General features: G+C 65.0%; 17 protein-coding genes. 10 read left to right on the top strand and 7 right to left on the bottom strand.

Features of this window, described 5'->3' with window-relative positions; translation table 11 throughout:
- Positions 1-42: 42 nt before the first annotated feature.
- The 3 genes from CVS30_RS03035 to CVS30_RS03025 all read left to right on the top strand — a co-directional run bounded on the left by CVS30_RS03035 (position 43) and on the right by CVS30_RS03025 (position 5,698).
- The gene (locus CVS30_RS03035) at positions 43-1,206 is read left to right on the top strand and encodes an exonuclease SbcCD subunit D (protein WP_110483833.1); all 1,164 of its coding nucleotides are present in this window, start codon (positions 43-45) and stop codon (positions 1,204-1,206) included.
- On the top strand, positions 1,203-4,241 hold the full coding sequence (locus CVS30_RS18630; RefSeq protein ID WP_110483832.1) for an AAA family ATPase: 3,039 nt from the start codon (positions 1,203-1,205) through the stop codon (positions 4,239-4,241). Before CVS30_RS03035 ends, CVS30_RS18630 begins: the two co-directional genes overlap by 4 nt.
- Positions 4,242-4,519: 278 nt before the next feature.
- Positions 4,520-5,698: an MFS transporter gene (locus CVS30_RS03025; RefSeq protein WP_245934406.1), complete on the top strand. Its 1,179-nt coding sequence runs from the start codon at positions 4,520-4,522 to the stop codon at positions 5,696-5,698.
- 97 nt (positions 5,699-5,795) lie between these two features.
- Here CVS30_RS03025 and CVS30_RS03020 read toward each other — a convergent pair whose 3' ends face one another.
- Together CVS30_RS03020 and CVS30_RS03015 are read right to left on the bottom strand one after the other, a co-directional pair.
- Entirely contained in the window at positions 5,796-6,614 is an 819-nt protein-coding gene (locus tag CVS30_RS03020; RefSeq protein ID WP_110483830.1) for an alpha/beta fold hydrolase, read from the bottom strand.
- A 63-nt stretch (positions 6,615-6,677) separates the two neighbouring features.
- Positions 6,678-8,069: an amino acid permease gene (locus tag CVS30_RS03015; RefSeq protein WP_110483829.1), complete on the bottom strand. Its 1,392-nt coding sequence runs from the start codon at positions 8,067-8,069 to the stop codon at positions 6,678-6,680.
- Between the two features lie 251 nt (positions 8,070-8,320).
- Between CVS30_RS03015 and CVS30_RS03010 the strand changes: the two genes are divergently transcribed.
- From CVS30_RS03010 to CVS30_RS02985, 6 genes are all read left to right on the top strand, one after another.
- Positions 8,321-9,064 (top strand): NUDIX hydrolase, encoded by a 744-nt coding sequence (locus tag CVS30_RS03010; RefSeq protein WP_245934405.1) that lies wholly within the window; start codon positions 8,321-8,323, stop codon positions 9,062-9,064.
- 30 nt (positions 9,065-9,094) lie between these two features.
- Positions 9,095-10,423 carry a quinolinate synthase NadA gene (gene nadA, locus CVS30_RS03005; RefSeq protein WP_110483828.1) on the top strand — a complete coding sequence of 443 codons (1,329 nt, stop codon included), beginning with the start codon at positions 9,095-9,097 and terminating at the stop codon, positions 10,421-10,423.
- Positions 10,416-12,131, top strand: coding sequence for an L-aspartate oxidase (gene nadB / locus CVS30_RS03000; RefSeq protein WP_110483827.1), 1,716 nt, complete (start codon positions 10,416-10,418; stop codon positions 12,129-12,131). Before nadA ends, nadB begins: the two co-directional genes overlap by 8 nt.
- Positions 12,128-13,021, top strand: a complete 894-nt coding sequence (nadC, locus tag CVS30_RS02995; protein ID WP_110483826.1) for a carboxylating nicotinate-nucleotide diphosphorylase — start codon at positions 12,128-12,130, stop codon at positions 13,019-13,021. Before nadB ends, nadC begins: the two co-directional genes overlap by 4 nt.
- Entirely contained in the window at positions 13,021-14,226 is a 1,206-nt protein-coding gene (locus CVS30_RS02990) for a cysteine desulfurase family protein (protein WP_110483825.1), read from the top strand. Before nadC ends, CVS30_RS02990 begins: the two co-directional genes overlap by 1 nt.
- A 95-nt stretch (positions 14,227-14,321) precedes the next feature.
- Positions 14,322-14,615 (top strand): DUF1540 domain-containing protein, encoded by a 294-nt coding sequence (locus CVS30_RS02985; RefSeq protein WP_110483824.1) that lies wholly within the window; start codon positions 14,322-14,324, stop codon positions 14,613-14,615.
- Here CVS30_RS02985 and CVS30_RS02980 read toward each other — a convergent pair.
- The 3 genes from CVS30_RS02980 to CVS30_RS18375 form a co-directional block, all read right to left on the bottom strand.
- Positions 14,612-15,166 (bottom strand): GtrA family protein, encoded by a 555-nt coding sequence (locus tag CVS30_RS02980; RefSeq protein ID WP_110483823.1) that lies wholly within the window; start codon positions 15,164-15,166, stop codon positions 14,612-14,614. The two genes, CVS30_RS02985 and CVS30_RS02980, sit on opposite strands and share 4 nt — an antisense overlap.
- Positions 15,167-15,232: 66 nt before the next feature.
- Complete coding sequence (locus CVS30_RS02975; protein WP_110483822.1) at positions 15,233-16,066, bottom strand: fumarylacetoacetate hydrolase family protein; 834 nt, start codon at positions 16,064-16,066, stop codon at positions 15,233-15,235.
- A gap of 29 nt (positions 16,067-16,095) precedes the next feature.
- Positions 16,096-16,218 carry a hypothetical protein gene (locus tag CVS30_RS18375; RefSeq protein WP_281268063.1) on the bottom strand — a complete coding sequence of 41 codons (123 nt, stop codon included), beginning with the start codon at positions 16,216-16,218 and terminating at the stop codon, positions 16,096-16,098.
- Positions 16,219-16,240: 22 nt separating this feature from the next.
- Between CVS30_RS18375 and CVS30_RS02970 the strand changes: the two genes are divergently transcribed.
- Positions 16,241-17,755, top strand: coding sequence for a M20/M25/M40 family metallo-hydrolase (locus tag CVS30_RS02970; protein ID WP_181419672.1), 1,515 nt, complete (start codon positions 16,241-16,243; stop codon positions 17,753-17,755).
- Between the two features lie 83 nt (positions 17,756-17,838).
- Here the strand turns inward: CVS30_RS02970 and CVS30_RS02965 are convergent, their stop codons facing one another.
- On the bottom strand, positions 17,839-18,291 hold the full coding sequence (locus CVS30_RS02965) for a MarR family winged helix-turn-helix transcriptional regulator (RefSeq protein ID WP_245934404.1): 453 nt from the start codon (positions 18,289-18,291) through the stop codon (positions 17,839-17,841).
- A gap of 2 nt (positions 18,292-18,293) precedes the next feature.
- Positions 18,294-19,394 (bottom strand): CE1758 family FMN-dependent luciferase-like monooxygenase, encoded by a 1,101-nt coding sequence (locus CVS30_RS02960; protein WP_110483820.1) that lies wholly within the window; start codon positions 19,392-19,394, stop codon positions 18,294-18,296.
- Between the last annotated feature and the right edge of the window lie 122 nt (positions 19,395-19,516).

The following is a 19,516-nucleotide window of genomic DNA, read 5'->3' as shown; positions in this document are numbered from 1 at the left end:
GCCGAATCCTAGAATGTCGGCGCCCTGCACTAGCGTGGAAGCATGAAGCTACTTCACACCTCCGATTGGCATCTGGGCAGGTCCTTCCACGGCGTCGGAACCCTAGGGGCGCAGCGGCGATTTGCCGATCAGCTCCTGGCGACCGTGACGGCCGAAAACGTCGACGTGGTCCTGATTGCGGGCGACGTGTATGACCGGGCGCTGCCCAGCGTGGACGTGGTGAACCTCTTTGACGAGATTCTGGCCAGGCTCAATGCGGCCGGCGTGCAGGTGGTCATCACGAGCGGAAACCACGATTCGGCGACGCGCCTTGGCTTTGGTGGGCGCTTGCTGGAACGTGCCGGCATTCATCTGCGCACGCGCCTGGCCGATCTGGCCACTCCCGTGCTGCTGCCGCTGGGGCCCGATACTGCGGCTCAGGTAGCCATCTACGGTATTCCCTTCCTTGAGCCTCGGCTTGTCGCGGCCGATCTCGGCGTGGAGGTGGGAACACATTTCAGTGTGACCGAGGCGGCCGTGAAGTTGATCCAGGAAGATCTCGCGAGCCGGGCGCCCGGCACCGCCTCCGTGGTGCTGGCCCACACCTTTGCCAGCGGCGGCATCTCCTCGACGAGCGAACGCGAGCTCTCGGTGGGCGGCGTGGGTGCCGTGCCGCTGGACCTCTTCGAGCCCTTTAGCTATACGGCGTTGGGGCATCTGCACGGTCCACAACGGCTCAGCGAGACCGTGCGGTATTCGGGTTCCCCGTTGCACTACTCCTTCTCCGAGGCCAAGCACCAGAAGGGAGCTTGGCTGCTGGAGATCACCGCGGCCGGGCTGACGGGCGTCTCCAAGGTCGACTGGGAGCCGGAGCGGGCCCTGAGCATATTGTCGGGGAAACTCGAGGAGCTGTTGTCGGGGGAGGAATGGGCCTTCGCGGAGGATCACTATTGCCAGATCACGCTGACCGACAACGAGCGTCCGGCGCTCGCCATGGAGCGGCTGCGGGTGCGCTTCCCCCACACCCTCGTGCTCATGTTTGAACCTCAGATCGCGCGGGATGCCGGCAAACAAAGCTACGGTGACCGCATAGCCAAGGCCGCCGACGCGCTCGAACTGTGCTGCGGATTCCTGGACCATGTGCGCGAACGCGGTGCCAATGACAACGAACAAGATGTCCTGCGCGAGGTCTTGGCCAGCGTCCGGGAACAGGAGGCAGCGCTATGAGGATCCACCGCTTAGAAATTCAGGCCTTTGGTCCCTTCGCCGGGCGCGAGGTCATCGACTTTGATGAACTCGGCGCCCAGGGGCTCTTCCTACTCAATGGCTCGACGGGGGCCGGCAAGACCAGCGTCTTGGACGCGATTGCCTACGCCCTTTATGGCCGGGTGCCTGGTTCCCGCCAGGGCTCCCATGCGCAGTTCCGCAGCCATCATGCCGCGGACGGCGTGGGCCCGGAGGTGCTGTGTGAATTCAGTGCGGGTGGTCGGCGGCTAGAGGTGCGCCGCAGCCCGGAGTGGATGCGCCCCCTCAAGCGCGGCACCGGCACCACCCGGGAACAGGCCAGCACCCAGCTGCGGGAAAAGACGGCCAGCGGCTGGGAGGTCAAGTCCACCCGTAACGATGAGGCGGCCTCCGAGATTCAAGAACTCCTGGGCATGAACATGGCCCAATTCACCCAGGTCGTCCTGCTGGCCCAGGGTGACTTTGCCGCTTTCCTGCGAGCTAGCGCCGAGGAACGCCAAACCCTGTTGCAGAAGCTCTTCGGCACGGAGCTGTATAAGAATGTCGAGGCCAAGCTGGCCAATGACGCCAGGCTGGCCCAGACAGAGGTAGCGGAGGGGCTGGCCCAGCTGCTGGCCACCCAACAGGTGGCACTGAGCCATGCAGCCGAGACCCTCGCCGACGATGCCGAGCCACTCTCGGAACTCAGCGGCGTGGAGCTTTTCGCCGCGCTGACCGACAAGCTCAATAAGGCCGTGCAGCGAGCCACCGCACGGGCCCAGGGCACTCAGCAAGAGGCCGATGCGCTGACGGATGAAGTGCAGTCCGCCAAGGACCGGCGCAGCAGGCATGCAGCCCTGGAGCTGGTACTGGCCGAACAGCAACGACTCGCCGCTCTCGCCAGTGACGCACAGCGTTGGCGTGCGGATCAGGAGCAACATCACGCGGCCCAGATCCTCGAGCCCTTGATGTCGGCAGCGACGAAGACGGCCGCCGCGAGCGAGCAGGCCAATCTCGCAGCAGCCGCCGCCGCAGCCGCGCTCGACGCTCATGAGATCGCCTCGTCGATGCTGGATCAGCCTGCCGCCGAGGCCAGCGAAGCCGAGCTCGAGGCACTCGATCGGGAACTCACCACACGACTTGCCTCCGTGGCCGCAGCTCTCCCGGATGAAGCCCGGCTCTCTCAGAAGACGGCTGATCTGGCGCTCGGCGAGAAGGAGCTCAAACAGGCTCTGACGGCCCAGGAAGAACAAACGCAAGCCTCCGAAAGCGCTGTGGAACGGCTCACGGCAGTCGTAGCCGAGCAGGAGCAACTCCACAGTGCCGGGCACAATGTGGCACGGGCGCAGCAAGACGCCCAGCAGGCAGCCGAACTCGTCACGGCGATTACCGACTACCAAGAGCAACTGGTCACCGTCACGGATCTGACGGACGCCGAAGTCACGGCTCGCAGCGGTGCCTTGGATGCCAAGGAGCATTGGCTCGAGGCCTTCAACCAGCGGCTGACTCAGGCCGCCGGTGAACTTGCCGCAGAGCTGATCGACGGCGAACCGTGCCAGGTCTGTGGCAGTACGGTCCACCCGGCACCCTCGCCGCTCGCTGGGGCCGGTGCGGATCTCGTGAACAAGGAGAAGGCTGCCAAACGGGCCTTCGATGCGGCCGAAAAGCTGGCCCGCGAGGCTCGTACCGAGCTCGCTGAAGCCACGAGCGCGCTCGCGGTCTTGGCCGAACGCGGGGGTGAGGGCTCCATGGAGGCGGCGAGGGCCGCCGTCGTGCTTCAGGAAGCGGCGCTCAAGGAAGCCACGAAGGCCGAAGCTAGGCTCGTGACTCTTGCGGCCGAGCAGCTGGAACTGCAAGCGCGGCTGAGTAAGGCGCAGACGGCCATGCTGGAGGCGACCGCGCAGGCGGCGTCTCTGCGGACGGGAAACGCCGCGCTGGGCCAGGAGTTGAAGGCGCTCGATGAGCATCTGCGGATTGCACGCGACGGTTTTGACTCCCTCGCTCAGCGGCACACGGCATTGACGCAGGCGCAGCGCCCGGGGGCGACATTACTGGCAGCCATGCGGCTGCTGGCCACTGCGAAGGCTGCGAAGGAGGACGCTGGCGCGGAGCTGGAGCAGGCACTGGAGGCATCCGTGTTTGCCGATCAGGCCGCCGTGCAGGCCGCGCTCTTGACAGCCGCGCAGGCCACGGAGCTTGCGGAACGGCTCAAGAGTTACGCCAAAGACGTGGCCGTGAACGTGGATAAGTTGGCTGCCGAGGAAGTAGTGACCGCTCACGCCGAGGTGGAGGCCGGGATCGTGCCGCTGTCCATGGGCGAGGTGGCGGAGCTGGGCGAGCAGGCCGCTGCGGCCAAGGCTGCGGCCAAGGCGGGGGAGCTGGCCCTGGGACTGGCGCGCTCTGCCCACAGTCAAGTGGCCGCGACGGAGCAGAAGTTCCGGACCCTCGAGGACGCCGTGGCACCTCTGCGCGAGCGCTCCAAGCTGTTGGACGGCTTGGCCAATGCCGTGCGCGGATTGGGCGATAACAAGTTGAAGATGACGCTCACCAGCTATGTGCTGGCGGCACGTCTGGAACAGGTCGCCGAGGCCGCCTCCCTGCGTCTGGCCACCATGAGCGACACCCGCTACACCCTGCGGCACAGCGACGCGAAGTCCGGCAACAAGAAGTCGGGTCTGGGGCTCGAGGTCGTGGACGAGTGGACGGGCATCAGCCGCGACACGGCCACGCTGTCGGGCGGTGAATCCTTCATGGCCTCGCTGTCGTTGGCGCTGGGCCTTTCGGATGTGGTGCAGCAGGAATCTGGCGGGCTCGATATCGAGACACTCTTTGTCGATGAAGGATTTGGCAGTCTGGATGAGCAATCGCTCGAGCAGGTCATGGACGCGCTGGAGGGTTTGCGGGACGGCGGCCGGATGGTGGGGCTGGTCAGCCACGTCGCCGAAATGAAGCAGCGAATTCCCATGCATCTGCATGTTCACAAGGGTCGCAACGGCTCCACCTTGGAGGTCGTGAGCGCCGCATCATCGGCGGCCTGAGCGGGTAGACTGCAAGGGTCTGTGGTTCGCCGTCGGGATCCTTCCGTGCGGTGACACAGGCCCGGTCTGGACAGAGGCCGCCCTCGTCAACCCGCCGCATTCGAGCCGTAGCCTTGGGCTCCGTGCGCACGCAGTGAAAGTAGCTGAGCTCCTCGCCGTCTCTAGAATCACCCCTGTCCAACGCCCCCGCTGCGAAGGGTGGGCGCTATGCGGCGCTGCCTCGACTGGCCGGGACGAGTTATATTCCGCTGGGCTTATTTGCCCGCGTACCCCTGGCCATGTTGACGATCGGTGTCCTGACACTCATCACAACGGCCAGCCATTCCTACGCCATCGGCGGTTTCGCCGCCGGAGCCGTGGGCATCGGTGCCGCGATCGGTGCACCCGTGACCGGCTACTTTGCCGATCGCCTCGGCCAAAAACGGATCCTTTTAGTCGCCGCGGTCATCAATGCGCTGCTGGTTTCGGCTGTTGTGGTCCTGGCCTACACGCTCCTGCCCGAGCAGGGAGCCAGCGTCAGCGACCCGGCGACCTTGACGGTTTTGGCGACCGCCCTGCTCTCCGGTGCGAGTTCGCCCCAGGTGGGTCCGCTGTCGCGGGTGCGCTGGATGGCGATGAGTAAGAAGCTTCCCGCGAAGGAGCAGGGGCCGCTCGTCGACACGGCGCTGTCGCTGGAAGGAACGGCGGACGAAATCACCTTCGTTCTGGGCCCGGCGCTGGTTGGCTTGCTTGCCTCACTCGTTGCCCCGTGGCTGCCCCTCGTGCTGGCCGCGGCAATGACGTTGACCCTCGTGACCATGTTCGCCCTGCATCCCACCGAACGCGTCGTGGGAGCACGCCCGGCCAGTACCACCGTGGGCAACACGGGTTACGTCAGCGCGGAACGCCCCAATTGGTTCCTCGTTGCCGTGCCCGTTGCGGCCATGGTCTGCATGGGAGCCTTCTTTGGCTCATCGCAAACAGCCCTCTCGGCCTTTACCGGTGTCTACGGCTCCGTGGACCAGGCCGGTCTCATGTACGCCATCATGGGGGCTAGCTCCGCCGTGACGGCACTCTCGGTGGCGTATTGGCCCACGAAATTCAGCTACCCGTGGCGTTGGGTCCTGGCCTCGGGCCTCATGGCCGCGGGCGCCGCCATGTTCCTGGTCCCCGCCTCGCTGGGACAGATGGCCTGGGTCTTGCTGCTCGTGGGCCTCTTTGTTGGCCCCACCATGGTGACCATCTTCAGCGTGGGCAGCGTTGTGGCGCCGCCGCAGTGGATGGGCACCGTCATGACGGCGCTGGCCAGCGGCATCGTGGCCGGCACGGCGCTGGGCAGCTCCATCGCCGGAGCACTGGCGCAGGACCAGGGCTATCACACAGCCTTTATCGTGCCGATTGTGGCCGCCTCGACGCTGTTGGTCTTGGGTCTCGTGGCTGCTGTGAGCCTGCGTGGGCGCCTGAAGCGGGATCGCTAGGGATTTCCTGCCGTCCCGGGCGTTGAGTCGTCACATCACGCCCTTCTGAGCGCTCAGAAGGGCGTGATGTGACGACTCAACGGGTGATGGGTGGGTTTTAGGCCAGAAACGCGATCGCGGCGTCTTTAAATCCGCGAGCCGTCACGGTGTTGTTGTGATTGCGCCCCGGGATGATGACTTTTTGCGGGTCGTGGACCAGCGCCGCTAGCCGGTCCATGCTCTGCGCCCGGTCATCGAGTTCCCCGGCCACAAAGAGCACAGGCATCCGGGGTGCGGCGTCCGTGGGATCGAAGGGCTCCATCTTGACGGCCTGGATCAGCGCCAACAACGCAAAGATGTCGTTGGACGGGATGAGCTGGGCCATATTGAGCAGCCAGGCGGTGGATTCGTCGGTGATGGGAGTGCCGTCATTGAGAAAGTCCTGGGCGGCGCGGAGATCAAAGTCGGCCAAGGGATCGTTGGGGCTGGGCCCGCCCAGCACCACGCGACGTACCAATTCGGGCTGCGTTGCGCTGAACTCCCAGGCCAGGCGTGAGCCCATCGAGTAGCCAATGAGGTCCACGCCGCTGGTGGGATCGGCCGGGTTGAGCGGGCGTACGCCCTCGTCAATGAGGATCTGCAAAAGATCGGCACGGATCTTACCCGGGGTATAGGAATCCAGATCCACGGGAGACTGGCTGTGGCCGTGCCCGGGAAGGTCAACGCTGATGACGTGACGGCCAGCCGTCGTGAGGGCCTTGACCCATCCGCTCTTGACCCAGTTCAACTCGATGGAGGACGCGAAGCCATGGATGAGGAAGACCGGGGGTAACGCGGCAGGGGAGTCGGGTTCGAAGACTGCCGAATGCAGGCCCGCGGAGGAACCTTCGGTCGAGTGCTGGGCTCGGGGAGCCGTGTGTTTGCCGGCGGAATTCATGGCCAACCTTTCCCGCGGAGGTCAGTGCCGCCGTCGTACGTCAACCATAGCGAAAACTGTGCGCTAGCGGAGTGCGGCGGCGCGTGTCTTCTGTCGGCGCTGGAAGATCGCATTGAGGACGGCGATGACGGCCACGAGCGTAAAGGTGCTCAGCAACTGATCCCGGCTGATCGGATCGCTGAAGCCCACCACGAAGATGGCCAGCAAGAGCACGATTCCGGCGATCGAAAGATACGGGAAACCACGCATCCGCAGCGGCAATTCGGTGCCTGCACGGTCGGCGCGGCGGCGCAGGATGAACTGCGAGAGCAAGGCCATTCCCCAGACCAGGAGGCAGGTGGAGCCCACCAAATTCAGCAAGGCATTGAGGATGACCTCGGGGTAGAAGAAGTCCAGGACCACCGTGAGGAAACCGAAGGCCACGGAAACCATGACGGCGGCAACCGGCACCGAGCGCTTGTTGGTCGCGGCCAGTCGCTGCGGGGCTTCGTGACGTTCGGACAGCGAGTAAATCATGCGCGAGGCGCCGTAGAGGTTGGCGTTCAAGGCCGAGAGTAGTGCTGCGACGGCGATCAAGGTGATGGCGGTGCCGGCCCACGGGAGCCCGGCAACATTGAGGACACCGGCGAAGGGCGAGGCCAGAGCGTCGGAGGTCCAGGGAAGCACAGCGGCGATGACAAAGATGGAACCCACGTAGAACACCAGGATGCGCCACACCACGGTGCGCACGGCTACGGCGACGCTGCGGGCCGGGGTTGCGGTTTCCGCTGCGGCCACCGCCACTATTTCGGTGCCACCAAAGGCAAAGATCACGACGAACAGGGCCGTGGTAATCCCGGCCATGCCAGTGGGAGCGAAGCCGCCATGATCGGTGAAGTTACTTAGGCCCGGTGAGGCTGCCCCGGGAATCCAGCCCAAGAGCAGCGCGGCGCCAAAGGCGAGGAAGAGCACGATCGCTGCGACCTTGAGCAGGGCAAACCAGAACTCAAATTCTCCGTAGTTCTTCACGGAGGAGAGGTTGATGGCGGTGAAGGCCACCATGAAGATCAGCGTCAGCAACCATGACGGCAAAACCGGCCACACGGTGACCAGGAGCTGGGCCGCGCCGAGAGCTTCCGCGGCAATCACGACCACGAGTTGGAGCCACCACAACCAGCCCACCGTGGCTCCGGCAACCTTGCCCATGGCCTTTTCCGCGTACACCGAGAAGGCGCCCGAGTTGGGATTGGCGGCCGCCATCTCGCCCAGGGCCCACATGACCAAAATGATCAAGGTGCCGGCGACCAAGTAAGAAATCAGAACGGCGGGCCCGGCCGTCATGATGCCCTTGCCCGAACCTAGGAAGAGCCCGGCACCAATGGCGCTGCCCAATCCCATCATGGTCAGCTGCCGTTGTTTGAGTGAGGCACTCAACCCGGTCGAGGCGGGTGCGGGCGCTGGCGTTTGCGGGAACATGGGGTGGCTGGGCCTTCTTGTTTAGCGACGTGACCGGGCAGGCCACGTGGAACAGTGGTTGAGCCCTTGCCCTCAATTATCCCACGGAGGACCCGGCCCACGTGCCGGTACCTGCCCGGCGAGTGCCCAGCCACCAGCCAGTCGCCGTCTCGGATGCTGGCTGCGTGTGTCGATTAATTTGTGAAGCGGGGATATTCGGTCGTAGAATCAGTTCAAGTCATAATGACTTTAACTAGGAACAAGGTAACGACATGGATCGAATGGCAGTGGCAGGCGCAACGAGTTTTAGCGCCGCGAACATCAGCGAACGGGCGGCCCTGCCTCCCGCGCTGGCTCTTTCCACGGTCATCTTTGCCCTGCGTCCTAGCGAGAATAGTGGCCGCCCCACCCTGTGGCTGCCGCTCGTGCGGCGGATCCGGGAACCGTTCAAGGACCTCTGGGCCCTGCCCGGCGGCCCGCTGACCCAAGCCGACTCCCTCCAGGATGCCGCGGCCCGGAATCTACAGGAAACCACAGGACTGGCCCCGAATTACCTCGAGCAGCTGTACGCCTTTGGCGGTCTGCACCGTTCGCCCAGCCAGCGTGTGGTCTCGATTGTGTACTGGGCCTTGGTGCAATCCACACAGGCCGATTTGGCGCAGGAAACCGAGAACGTCAAGTGGTTCCGGGCCGACGGGCTGCAGGAGCTGGCCTTCGATCACAACGAGATCGTGGACTACGCCCTGTGGCGGCTGCGCAACAAGATGGCGTACGGCTCCATCGCCTACCACTTGCTCGGCGAGACGTTCACCCTGGCACAGGTGCGTGAGGTGTACGAGGCCGTGCTCAATCGCAGCATCGACCCGGCCAACTTCCGCCGCCAGCTCAAACAGGCGGCGCACATCGAGGCCACCGACGAATTTCTCCAGGGCGGCAAGCATCGCCCGCCGCGCCTGTACCGTTACACCGGCGAGCGCCAGGGCGAACAACCCGGCTCGCTGTTTTCCGCCCACTAAACCACTTACCCTCATACCTTGGAGCACGCTATGTCATCTGTGAATACCACTATTCAGCTCATCACTCGCGAGCAGGCGTTGCCGCTGGGTGTGCCCGGGCGCGCGCAGGAAAGTTGCGACGACGATCTGGCGAAAGGGCCCTGGGAGTTTGACCTCGCCGAGGCGCTGGCGGGGACTCCGGGGTATGGACCGGGCGCCTCGGACGCGGATGTGGCCCCGGCAGCGACGCCTGTCCAGGGCCAGTTGCCTCAGGAGTACAAGGACGCGTCCGACGACGAACTTAAGTACCGCATTCTCACCGCCAAGGCGGAACTTGGGGAACGCGTCGTCGTTCTGGGGCATTTCTACCAGCGCGATGAGGTCATTGAGTTTGCCGACTTCGTGGGGGACTCCTTCCAGCTCGCCAATGCGGCACAGACTAGGGACAAGGCCGAGGCGATCGTGTTTTGCGGCGTGCACTTCATGGCGGAGACGGCCGATATGCTCTCCGGCAGCCACCAGAGCGTGATCCTGCCGAATCTGGCCGCAGGCTGCTCCATGGCGGATATGGCGGATCTGCCCTCGGTCGAGGCGTGCTGGGCCGAGTTGGAGGCGCTGTACGGCACCGAGCCCGACGCCGAGGGCCGAGTTCCGGTCATCCCCGTCACTTATATGAATTCTTCCGCCGCGCTCAAGGCCTTCTGTGGCCAGCATGGCGGGATCGTGTGCACGTCCTCGAACGCGGCCACGGTGCTTGAGTGGGCGTTTGAGCGGGGGCAGCGCGTGCTGTTCTTCCCCGATCAGCACCTGGGGCGCAACACGGCCAAGGCCATGGGCGTCCCGCTGGAAGAGATGCCTTTGTGGAATCCGCGCCTCCCCTTGGGCGGCAACGAGCAGGCCGTCATGGAGCAGGCCAAGGTGGTGTTGTGGCAGGGCTTCTGCTCGGTGCACAAGCGATTCACCGTCAATCAGATCGAGCAGGCCCGTGTGGACTTCCCGGGCGTGCGCGTGATCGTGCATCCGGAATGCCCCATGGAGGTCGTCGATGCCGCGGATGAGGCCGGCTCCACCGATTACATCCTCAAGGCGATCCAGGCCGCCCCGGAGGGCACCACCTTCGCGATCGGCACCGAGATCAATATGGTGAACCGGCTCGCGGCACAGTACCCGCAGCACACCATCTTCTGCCTCGACCCGGTCATCTGCCCCTGCTCCACGATGTACCGCATCCACCCCGGCTACCTCGCCTGGGTCTTGGAGGGACTCGTGGCCGGAGAAGTGCGCAACCAGATCACGGTCCCGGAGGATACCGCCGTCAACGCCCGCATCGCCCTCGAGCGCATGCTCGCCGCCAAGCCCAAGATCGTCACCCATGCGTAGCGAAAACTCGCATCTGTTAGTGGTGGGCAGCGGCATTGCCGGGCTCTACGGGGCATTGTTGGCCGCGGAGTCGGGCATGCGCGTGACGCTCCTGACGAAGGGCGCGCTGGCGCAGAGCAACACCCATCACGCGCAGGGCGGCATCTGCGCCGTGCTGGGTCCCGACGACGCCGCCCCCGGTGACACGGTCCAGGCACATATCGCCGACACCCTCGTCGCCGGTGCGGGGCAGTGCGATCCCGAGGCGGTGCGCATCCTGTGCTCCGAGGCCGCCGCTGATATCGCCGCCCTCGAGCGCTTCGGCGTGGTGTTTGATCGCAACCTCGCCACAGGCAAGCGTGCCCTGGGCCTCGAGGGAGCGCATTCGGCCGCCCGGATCTTGCACGCCGGCGGTGACGCCACGGGCGCCGTGATTGCCGACGGCCTCATCGCCGCCGTCCGTGACGCCGCCGGACTGGGCCTCATCACGGTCCTAGAGCACTGTTTTGTGACCGAGCTGCTGGGGACGGACGCTGCTCTGGACGGGATGCACGACGCCGGGACCTCGCACCGCGCGGCCATCGCCGGCCTGGCGTACCTGAACGCAGCAGACGAGCGGCACACCCTGTGTGCCGACGCTGTTCTGCTCGCCTCGGGAGGGGCCGGGCAGCTTTTTGAATTCACCACCAATCCTGCCGTGGCCACGGGCGACGGTGTGGCTCTCGCCTGGCGCGCCGGGGCGACCGTGGGAGATTTGGAATACTTCCAATTCCATCCCACGGCGCTCGCGGTGGGCAGCAACTTCCTCATCTCAGAAGCCGTGCGTGGCGCCGGAGCCGTGCTCCGCGATGGCGCCGGTGAGCGCTTCATGCCGCGCTATCACCCCGAGGGCGATCTCGCCCCGCGCGACGTGGTCTCCCGCAGCATCGCGGCCCATCTGGCAGCAACAGGCCAGGACACTGTGTATCTGGACGCCACGGGTGTCGAGGAGGCACAGGGGCCGGGCTATCTGGCACGGCGTTTCCCCACGATCGACGCCGCCACCGCGGCACTGGGCTTTGACTGGAGCCGTCAATGGCTTCCCGTGGCCCCGGCCGCTCACTACTGGATGGGAGGGATTGCCACCGACCTTGACGGACGATCCTCACTCCCGGGCCTCTACGCCGCGGGGGAAGCTGCCTGCACGGGTGTCCATGGAGCCAATCGGCTGGCCTCGAACTCGCTGCTCGAGGGCCTGGTCTTTGGCCGCCGGGCCGTCGCCGATTTCGTCGCCGCGGCAGCCGCAGGCACATCCCACTGGCCCACGCTCCCCATCGTGCCGCGGACGTTGCCCGGTGGGGAGCTGTCCGGGGGCACTGTGCCGGAGAGTGCGGTGACCCGCGCTGAACTCTCTCGCTCGGAACTGCGCCATCTCCTGAGCAGCCAGGCCGGCGTGGTGCGAGACGCCGCGGGGCTGCGTCAGGCAGCAACGGCGTTGGCCGGAGCGCTCCCCGAAGCCCAAGGCACAAGACGCAAGGAGGCAGAAGACAATAACCTCCGACTCGTCGCACACCTCTTGGTCCAGGCCGCTCTGGTGCGGGAAAACTCCGTGGGAGCCCACTACCGCAGCGACTTCCCCCAGCCACCTGTCCCCGTGCCGAGCGGACCTGCGCGAGATTCCCATTTCTGGTTCAACCCCGCACCGACCCTGACCCCAGCCCAACCCCAGCGTGAAAGCGAAACCGTATGAACGCCGTCGTACCTGTCCTGACGATTCCGAGCCTGCCGGAACAGCCGCTCGCCGAGATCCTGCAGCGCGCCTTTGCCGAGGACGCGCCCTACGGGGACGTGACCTCGCAGCTGCTCCTGCCGGCCACGGCACAGGCCACGGCCTGGCTCGTTGCCCGGGAGCCCGGAACCTTCTCCGGCGGCGCCGTGTTCACCGCCGCCATGCGGATGCAGGACCCGGCCGCCGAGGTGGAGCAGTTCGTGGCCGACGGCACCACCTTCGAGGCAGGCGAGAAGCTCATGTCCGTCACGGGGCTGGCCCGGGCGGTATTGACGGCCGAACGCATCGCCCTGAACCTCACGCAACGCATGAGCGCCATCGCAAGCCAGACGGCGCTCTACGCCGAACTCATCGCCGGCACGCGCGCCCGGGTGACCGATACCCGCAAGACCACGCCCGGGCTGCGCATCCTGGAGCGCTACGCCGTGCGCTGCGGGGGCGGGCACAACCACCGCTTCTCGCTCTCCGACGCCGTGCTGGCCAAGGACAATCACCTCGCGGTGCTCACCGGGGGAGACCCCGCCAAGCTCACGGCGGCGCTCGCAGGTGTTCGCGCCCAGCTGCCCCACACCGTGCACTTTGAGGTGGAGGTGGATGCCATCGAGCAGATCGAGCCCGTGCTGGCCGCCGGCGTGGACACCATCATGTTGGACAACTTCACGAACGAGGAGCTCGTGGCGGGCGTGGCGCTCATCAACGGCCGGGCGCTGGTCGAGGCGAGCGGCAACGTCAACCTGTCCACCATCGCGGGCATCGCGGCCACGGGCGTGGACATCATCTCCGTGGGCGCACTGACGCACAGCGTGCGGGCCCTTGACCTGGGGCTCGACATTGAGCTGAGCCGGCTCTGATGATCTTCCTCGACGCGGCGGCCACCACCCCGGTGCGGCGGGAGGTCATCGAGGCCATGTTCCCGTTCCTCACCAACCAGTTCGGCAACCCCTCCAGTCACCACGAGCTCGGCGAGCTGGCCGCGACCGCGCTGGAGCAGGCCCGGGCCCAGTGTGCCGCCGTGCTGGGGGCCCACGCCGAGGAACTCGTCTTCACCGCCGGCGGCACGGAGTCGGACAACCTCGCACTGAAGGGCATTGCCCTGGCGCGCCGGGCCGCCGACCCCACCCTGAACCGCATCCTCATCAGCGCCGTGGAACATCCCGCCATCGTGGAGTCGGCGAGCTACCTGCGCCGCGTGCACGGCTTCGTCGTGGACGTGGTGCCGGTGGATGCCAGCGGCCTCGTGGATCAGGGCGCCTTTGCCGCGTTACTGGAGAGTTCACGGCCAGAAAGTTCGACGGCGGACGAGAGTCAGGCGTCCAGCGGCGGCGTCGCGGTGGCCTCCATCATGTACGCCAACAATGAGGTGGGCACGGTCCAGGACCTTCCGGCCTTGGCCCGTCTGGCACGGGCTGCCGGGGTACCGTTGCACAGCGATGCCGTGCAGGCCGCGGGGTGGCTGTCCCTGGATGTGCGCGAACTCGGCGTAGACGCGCTGAGTATTTCCGGTCATAAGCTCGGCGCCCCCAAGGGTGTTGGGCTGTTGTATGTCCGCTCGGGGATTCACTACGAGCCGCTCATCCACGGTGGCGGACAGGAACGCGGTGCCCGCTCGGGCACGGAAAACGTCGCTTTTTCCGTGGCCCTGGCCACCGCCCTGGGCTTGCAGGAAGCAGGCCGGGGTGCCGCCGTCGGCCGCGTCACGAGACTGCGTGAGGACTTTATTGAGCGGATCTTGCGCGAGATCCCAACGGCGTTATTGACGGGGCATCGGAGCCGGCGCCTGCCCAATGTGGCCTCGTTTTGTTTCCCGGGGACGAGCGGGGAGTCGGTGTTGCTCGAGCTGGAGCGCCGGGACATTGTGTGTTCCTCGGGATCGGCGTGTGCGGCCGGATCGGACGAGCCGTCGGCCGTGCTCAGCGCGCTGGGCATGGAACGTGCCGTGGCGCAGACGGCGCTGCGCTTTAGCTTTGCCCACGATGTGACGGGGGAGCAGCTCCGGGCGGCCGGGGATGAGCTCATCGCCGCCGTGGACCGCATGCAGCGGTTGGGCGGGAAATAGCGCCCAAAAATTTGTACTAATTAGTGGGCGAATTCTGGCGTACGCTGAAGGAAATCGGGCCGTCCGGGCCGGATGTAGCAGCCAAGGAGAGCGCCATGACCGTCACCGTCCCAGTCACCGAATGTGCCGTTGCCAATTGCTCATTTAACGACCACACGCATTGCGGTGCCGCCGGCATTACGATCGGCGGACACTCCGATCACGCCCAGTGCGCCACCTTTATCGATACCGGCGTTCACGGAGGACTGCCAAAGGTTCTCGCATCTGTGGGAGCCTGCCAGCGTTCGGAATGCTCGCACAATGAGAACCTCATGTGTGCAGCCACCTCGGTACGGGTAGGCCCGGGAGCCGACAACGCCGACTGCCTGACCTACGAACACCTGAGTTAAAGCAGCGCGGGGGCGTCGTCGTTCGCGACGGCGCCATCCTGTGTGCCACCACCGTGGCGTACGCGGCGAAAGACCCAGTAGCGCAGAAGCACAAAGCGGGTCACGGCCGAGGCAATATTTCCCAGCACGATGACGGCCAGTTCCACGCCCATCGAGGCGTTGGGGGAGAGCTGGTGCAGGATCCAGAGGCTGCCGGTTGTCATTGCCAGGGCCAAGAGCATGACCCCGACGCCGCGCTTTTGATCGCGCCACCACAGATGCCGGGTGTGCAGGCCAAAGCTCACACGCCGATTGAGATCGGTGTTCAGCACGGAGCACAGCACCAGCGAGATCGTGTTGGCCCATTGGGTGCCCAGGGAGGGCCGAAGCAGCGCAAAAAGGGTCATGGAAATTGCGGTGCACACCCCCGCCACGAACACGAAGCCGCGCAATTGCGCCATGAGCGCCGGCTTGTTGCGTAGCCAGTTCAGGGGAGCAGAAAAGACCCCGCGTCCGGCATCAATTGATGCGGGGGCCGCGGGGGTCAGTTCCGGGGGTGGTGCAGCAGTCATAGGAGACCAATCCTGCCAGTTATTTCTGGCAACTCCCAATGCAGAGCATGAGAGATTGCTTTCGCTTTAGACGCCGGCAACCACAGGATTACGCAATTCGCCGATGCCACCCACACGGCAGGTCACCTCATCGCCGGGGGTCAGCTGGCGGCACTCGGCCGGGAAGCCGGTCATGATGACATCGCCGGGCTGCAGGGTCATGAAGCCGCTGAGGTACACCAAGATCTCCTCAACACCCCAGCCCAAATCGTTGCTTGTGGCGGGGGTCAGTTCGGTGCCGTTGTGCACGATGCTGATGGCCACGCCGTCGTCCTTCAGACCGGCCACAATCCACGGGCCGAGGGGGGTGAAGGTGTCCGGGCTCTTAGCGCTGATCCAGAGTTCGTCGCTCTTCTGAGCGTCGCGGGCGGAGACGTCGTTGCCGATCGTGAAGCCGAGAATGGCCTCGCGGGCGTTCTCGAGCGTGAGATTGCGGGCTGCCTGGCCGACGACGATGGTCAGCTCGGCTTCGGGGTCGACGTAGCCGACCGTGGGGCTCAGGACGATGGCCTCGCCGGGCCCGACGACCGAGCTGGCGGCCTTGTGGAAGGCCTGTGGGGGGAGGGCGCGGCCGGGGGCGCCGGTGTTGTGGGCCATGCCGAAGACGTTGACCGGGGCGCAGGGGGCCAGGAAGGTGAACTGTTCTTCGGTGACGGTGCCGCCTAGGACCCAGCCCTCGCGCGGGGCGCTATTCTGGTTGGCCGGCGAGCTCGGGAACGGGGTTTCAACGATGGTCCAGACGCGGCCCTCGGCGCTGGCGAAGTTTGCGGCGTCGTTGCGCACGAAGAACTGCTCGGGCAGGGGAGCGGCCACGGCATCGAGCGGGCGGACACGGGCAAGGCGATACGTCTCATTAGTCATGAGGACATCCTACCTCTTGTTTTTGGGTGCTATTCATCAAGATTTCTGCTGATGACTTCCAGTGCCAGGGCCTTGGCCGCGGCTGCCGGGGTCAAGAGCTCGGCCGTGATGTGTTGCCCACTGGAAGCATGGGGCGCGGTGGCGCGGCTCACTTTCTGGCATAGAATCCCTCTCATGTGGAAAAAATCAACCAGCTCGCTCAGCCGCGCCGTGACAGCGGCCATTACGGTCGGGGCAGCAGGAACCGCCGCCATCATGGGAGCCCGCGCCTACCAAGCTGCGGCGACGGGGAACACGAATGGCGTGGCCGAGGCTAGGAAGGTGAGCCGTCCGGCGTCGAGCATTGGTGGCGAATATGCCCCAGGCGCGGCCGATCGGCTCAGCGAACTCATCACCTTCCGGACGGTCTTCTCCAGCTCCCGCGATCAGATCGAGCTCGAGGAATTCACCGGGTTCATCAAGGCTCTGGAGCGGTTGTACCCTGCGGTGCACGCGACGCTGACGCGCGAATATGTCAACGGGCAGGCGCTGTTGTTCACCTGGGCGGGGACTGCGGAGGATGCGGCGGCTCGTGCCGTGGTGCTCATGGCGCATTACGATGTGGTTCCCGTTGACACGCGGGACAACTGGACGCACCCGGGATTCTCGGGCCGGCAAGAGGGCGACTACGTGTGGGGCAGGGGTGCGTTGGATGACAAGGGCGCGGTGGTGGTGTTGCTGGATGCCGTGGAATCGCTCGTGAAGGAGGGCTTCGCGCCGCGGCACGATGTGTATCTGTCGCTGGGGAACAACGAGGAGACGGCCGGCGACAGTGCCGCCGCGGCCGCCACGCTGTTGGCCGATCGCGGTGTGGAGCCGTGGCTCGTGCTGGATGAGGGTGGTGCCGTCGCCGTGGACGCCTTCCCGGGCTTGAATGTGCCGGCGGCCGTCATTGGGGTGGCCGAGAAGGGTATTTTGGATCTGGAATTGCTCACCCGGGGTGCGGGAGGGCATGCCTCCACGCCGCCTCGCATGGGGGCCACGGCTCGGCTGGCTCAGGCTGTCGTGGCGCTTGAGGAGTCCCCGTTTCCGGCCTCGATGCCGGCGCCCATTGTGGAAATGATGCGCCGGATCGGTGTCAATAGCGGCTTTGGGCTGCGGCTCGTCACGGAAAATATGTGGGCGTTCAAGGCGCTGCTCACACAGGCCTTCGGCATCATGGGCGATGAAACCAGGGCACTGACACGCACCACCGTGGCCGTGACCATGTTGGAGGGCAGTAAGGCCGGAAATGTGTTGGCCTCGACGGCTCGGGCGCACGTCAACATTCGCATTGCTGTGGGGGAGAGCATTGAATCGGTAGTGGAGCATATTCGCTCCATCATCGATGATCCCGAGGTTGAGCTCAACGTTATCTCGGGGCGGAACCCCTCGCCCATCTCGTCCTTTGAGAATGAGCAATTCGCGCTGCTGACCAGTGCCGTGGCGGCGTCGTATCCGGAGGCGGTGGTGACCCCATACATTCAGACCGGCGCCACCGACTCGCGGAATTTCACCGCCATCAGTTCGGCCGTGTATCGCTTTTCGCCACTGCTGATGGACGCGAGTGACCGAGGCAGCCTGCACTCCGTGAATGAACGCGTCCGGATCAGCTCCCTGGGCACCGGCGTGGTGTTTTACCGCGAACTGCTGCAGAGCCTCGGGCGGTAACTCGCGAACTCTTCAGACATGACGAGGGCCCCACAGTTGTGTGTGGGGCCCTCGTCATGATGCTGTGGAAGGTACTGGCGGAGCTAGTTGCCGCGGACCGAGCGCTGGAGCTTCTCGGTCAGGACCAGCAAGGTGCGCATCTCCTCGTCGGACAAGGCAGTTTCCATGATGTCCTGGATGTGCTCCACATGAGCCCGGCCCACCTTTTTCTGTACTGCCACGCCGGCCTCGGTCAGGCCGATGAGTACTCCGCGCTTGTCTTCTTCAACCGTCTTGCGCTGCACGAGGCCACGGGACTCCAGACGATCCACCATGCGGGAGATGCTGGGCTGCGTCAACAAAACATGATCGTTGAGTTCGTTCAAACGCAACCATCCCGAGGAGCAGCGGGAGAGGCTGAAGAGGACGTCGTATTCACGGCTCCCAAGCTCTTTCAGGAGGGGTTCCTTGTTGAACTCCCGCATGACGGTCACTTGGGCACGCAGCAGGGACTCCCATGAATCAGTAGTTAGCCGGCGATGCGCTGCGGTGGACACGCTTATTTCACCTCTTGGGTCAGGGCTGCCGCCTGAGCAGCGGCGCGACGGGCTTCGAAGGTGGGGCCTTCGGGAACGGATGCCGGACGGTTCTTGGCAAACTCCTCACGAAGGGTTGGCAGAACATCCGAGCCGAACAAGTCTAGCTGTTCCAGAACCGTCTTCAGGGGCAGGCCAGCGTGATCGACGAGGAAGAGCTGGCGCTGGTAGTCACCGAAGTAGTCGCGGAATGCCAGCGTCTTTTCAATCATTTCGGCGGGGCTGCCCACGGTCAGCGGTGTCTGCGAGGTGAAATCTTCCATGGACGGGCCATGACCGTAGACGGGTGCGTTGTCGAAGTACGGACGGAATTCGTTGACGGCATCCTGGGAGTTCTTGCGGATGAAGAACTGGCCACCCAAACCAACGATGGCCTGTTCCGGGGTGCCGTGGCCGTAGTGGGCGTAGCGTTCCCGGTAGAGGTTGATGAGCTGGACGTAGTGTTCCTTGGGCCAGAAGATGTTGTTAGCGAAGAAGCCGTCCCCGTAGTAGGCGGCAATTTCGGCCACCTGAGGCGTGCGGATGGCTCCGTGCCAGACGAAGGGGGCTACGCCGTCGAGCGGGCGAGGCGTAGAGGTGAAGCCGCGCAAGGGAGTGCGGAACTTACCTTCCCAGTTGACGACTTCCTCGTCCCAGAGGCGGCGCAACAGGGCGTAGTTTTCAACCGTCAACTCCACGGAATCCTGGTTGTTCTTACCGAACCAGGGGTACACGGCGCCCATGTTTCCGCGGCCCAGGACGATGTCGGAGCGGCCGTCGGCCAGGTGCTGGAGTGTGGCGAAGTCTTCGGCGATCTTGACCGGGTCGTTGGTGGTGATCAGCGTGGTGCTCGTGGAGAGGATGATCTTCTCGGTCTGAGCGGCGATGTAGGCCAGGATCGTCGAGGGGGAGCTGGGGTAGAACGGCGGGTTGTGGTGCTCACCCGTCGCGAAAACATCCATGCCGATGTCTTCGGCGTGCTTGGCGATCGTGGTGATGGCCTTGATGCGTTCGTGCTCGGTGGGGGTGCGGCCTGTGGTCGGGTCCATCGTGATGTCGCCAACGCTGAAAATTCCGAACTGCATGATTACTCCTTAAGCCCCCACGCGAGTCACGTGAGATATATGCGTTTGTATCTATTATTAGGCTCAACCCGGGTAAGTGCCAAATTGTTCCCGGGAGGGTGAAAGTGTTGAAAAATCGTGAA

The organism is Arthrobacter psychrolactophilus, assembly GCF_003219795.1.
GTDB lineage: Bacteria > Actinomycetota > Actinomycetes > Actinomycetales > Micrococcaceae > Specibacter > Specibacter psychrolactophilus.
Note: the sequence above shows the minus strand (reverse complement) of the source record. Positions and strands in the feature narration are given on the sequence as shown.

Excerpts from the sequence above, each read along its gene's own strand:
- CVS30_RS02970 (WP_181419672.1), top strand. The coding sequence starts at position 16,241 with ATGTGGAAAAAATCAACCAGCTCGCTCAGCCGCGCCGTGACAGCGGCC.
- nadA (WP_110483828.1), top strand. The coding sequence starts at position 9,095 with ATGTCATCTGTGAATACCACTATTCAGCTCATCACTCGCGAGCAGGCG.
- CVS30_RS03015 (WP_110483829.1), bottom strand. The coding sequence starts at position 8,069 with ATGTTCCCGCAAACGCCAGCGCCCGCACCCGCCTCGACCGGGTTGAGT.
- CVS30_RS03025 (WP_245934406.1), top strand. The coding sequence starts at position 4,520 with ATGTTGACGATCGGTGTCCTGACACTCATCACAACGGCCAGCCATTCC.
- CVS30_RS02990 (WP_110483825.1), top strand. The coding sequence starts at position 13,021 with ATGATCTTCCTCGACGCGGCGGCCACCACCCCGGTGCGGCGGGAGGTC.
- nadB (WP_110483827.1), top strand. The coding sequence starts at position 10,416 with ATGCGTAGCGAAAACTCGCATCTGTTAGTGGTGGGCAGCGGCATTGCC.
- CVS30_RS03035 (WP_110483833.1), top strand. The coding sequence starts at position 43 with ATGAAGCTACTTCACACCTCCGATTGGCATCTGGGCAGGTCCTTCCAC.
- CVS30_RS18630 (WP_110483832.1), top strand. The coding sequence starts at position 1,203 with ATGAGGATCCACCGCTTAGAAATTCAGGCCTTTGGTCCCTTCGCCGGG.
- CVS30_RS03010 (WP_245934405.1), top strand. The coding sequence starts at position 8,321 with ATGGATCGAATGGCAGTGGCAGGCGCAACGAGTTTTAGCGCCGCGAAC.
- CVS30_RS02980 (WP_110483823.1), bottom strand. The coding sequence starts at position 15,166 with ATGACTGCTGCACCACCCCCGGAACTGACCCCCGCGGCCCCCGCATCA.
- CVS30_RS03020 (WP_110483830.1), bottom strand. The coding sequence starts at position 6,614 with ATGAATTCCGCCGGCAAACACACGGCTCCCCGAGCCCAGCACTCGACC.
- CVS30_RS02985 (WP_110483824.1), top strand. The coding sequence starts at position 14,322 with ATGACCGTCACCGTCCCAGTCACCGAATGTGCCGTTGCCAATTGCTCA.
- nadC (WP_110483826.1), top strand. The coding sequence starts at position 12,128 with ATGAACGCCGTCGTACCTGTCCTGACGATTCCGAGCCTGCCGGAACAG.
- CVS30_RS02960 (WP_110483820.1), bottom strand. The coding sequence starts at position 19,394 with ATGCAGTTCGGAATTTTCAGCGTTGGCGACATCACGATGGACCCGACC.
- CVS30_RS02975 (WP_110483822.1), bottom strand. The coding sequence starts at position 16,066 with ATGACTAATGAGACGTATCGCCTTGCCCGTGTCCGCCCGCTCGATGCC.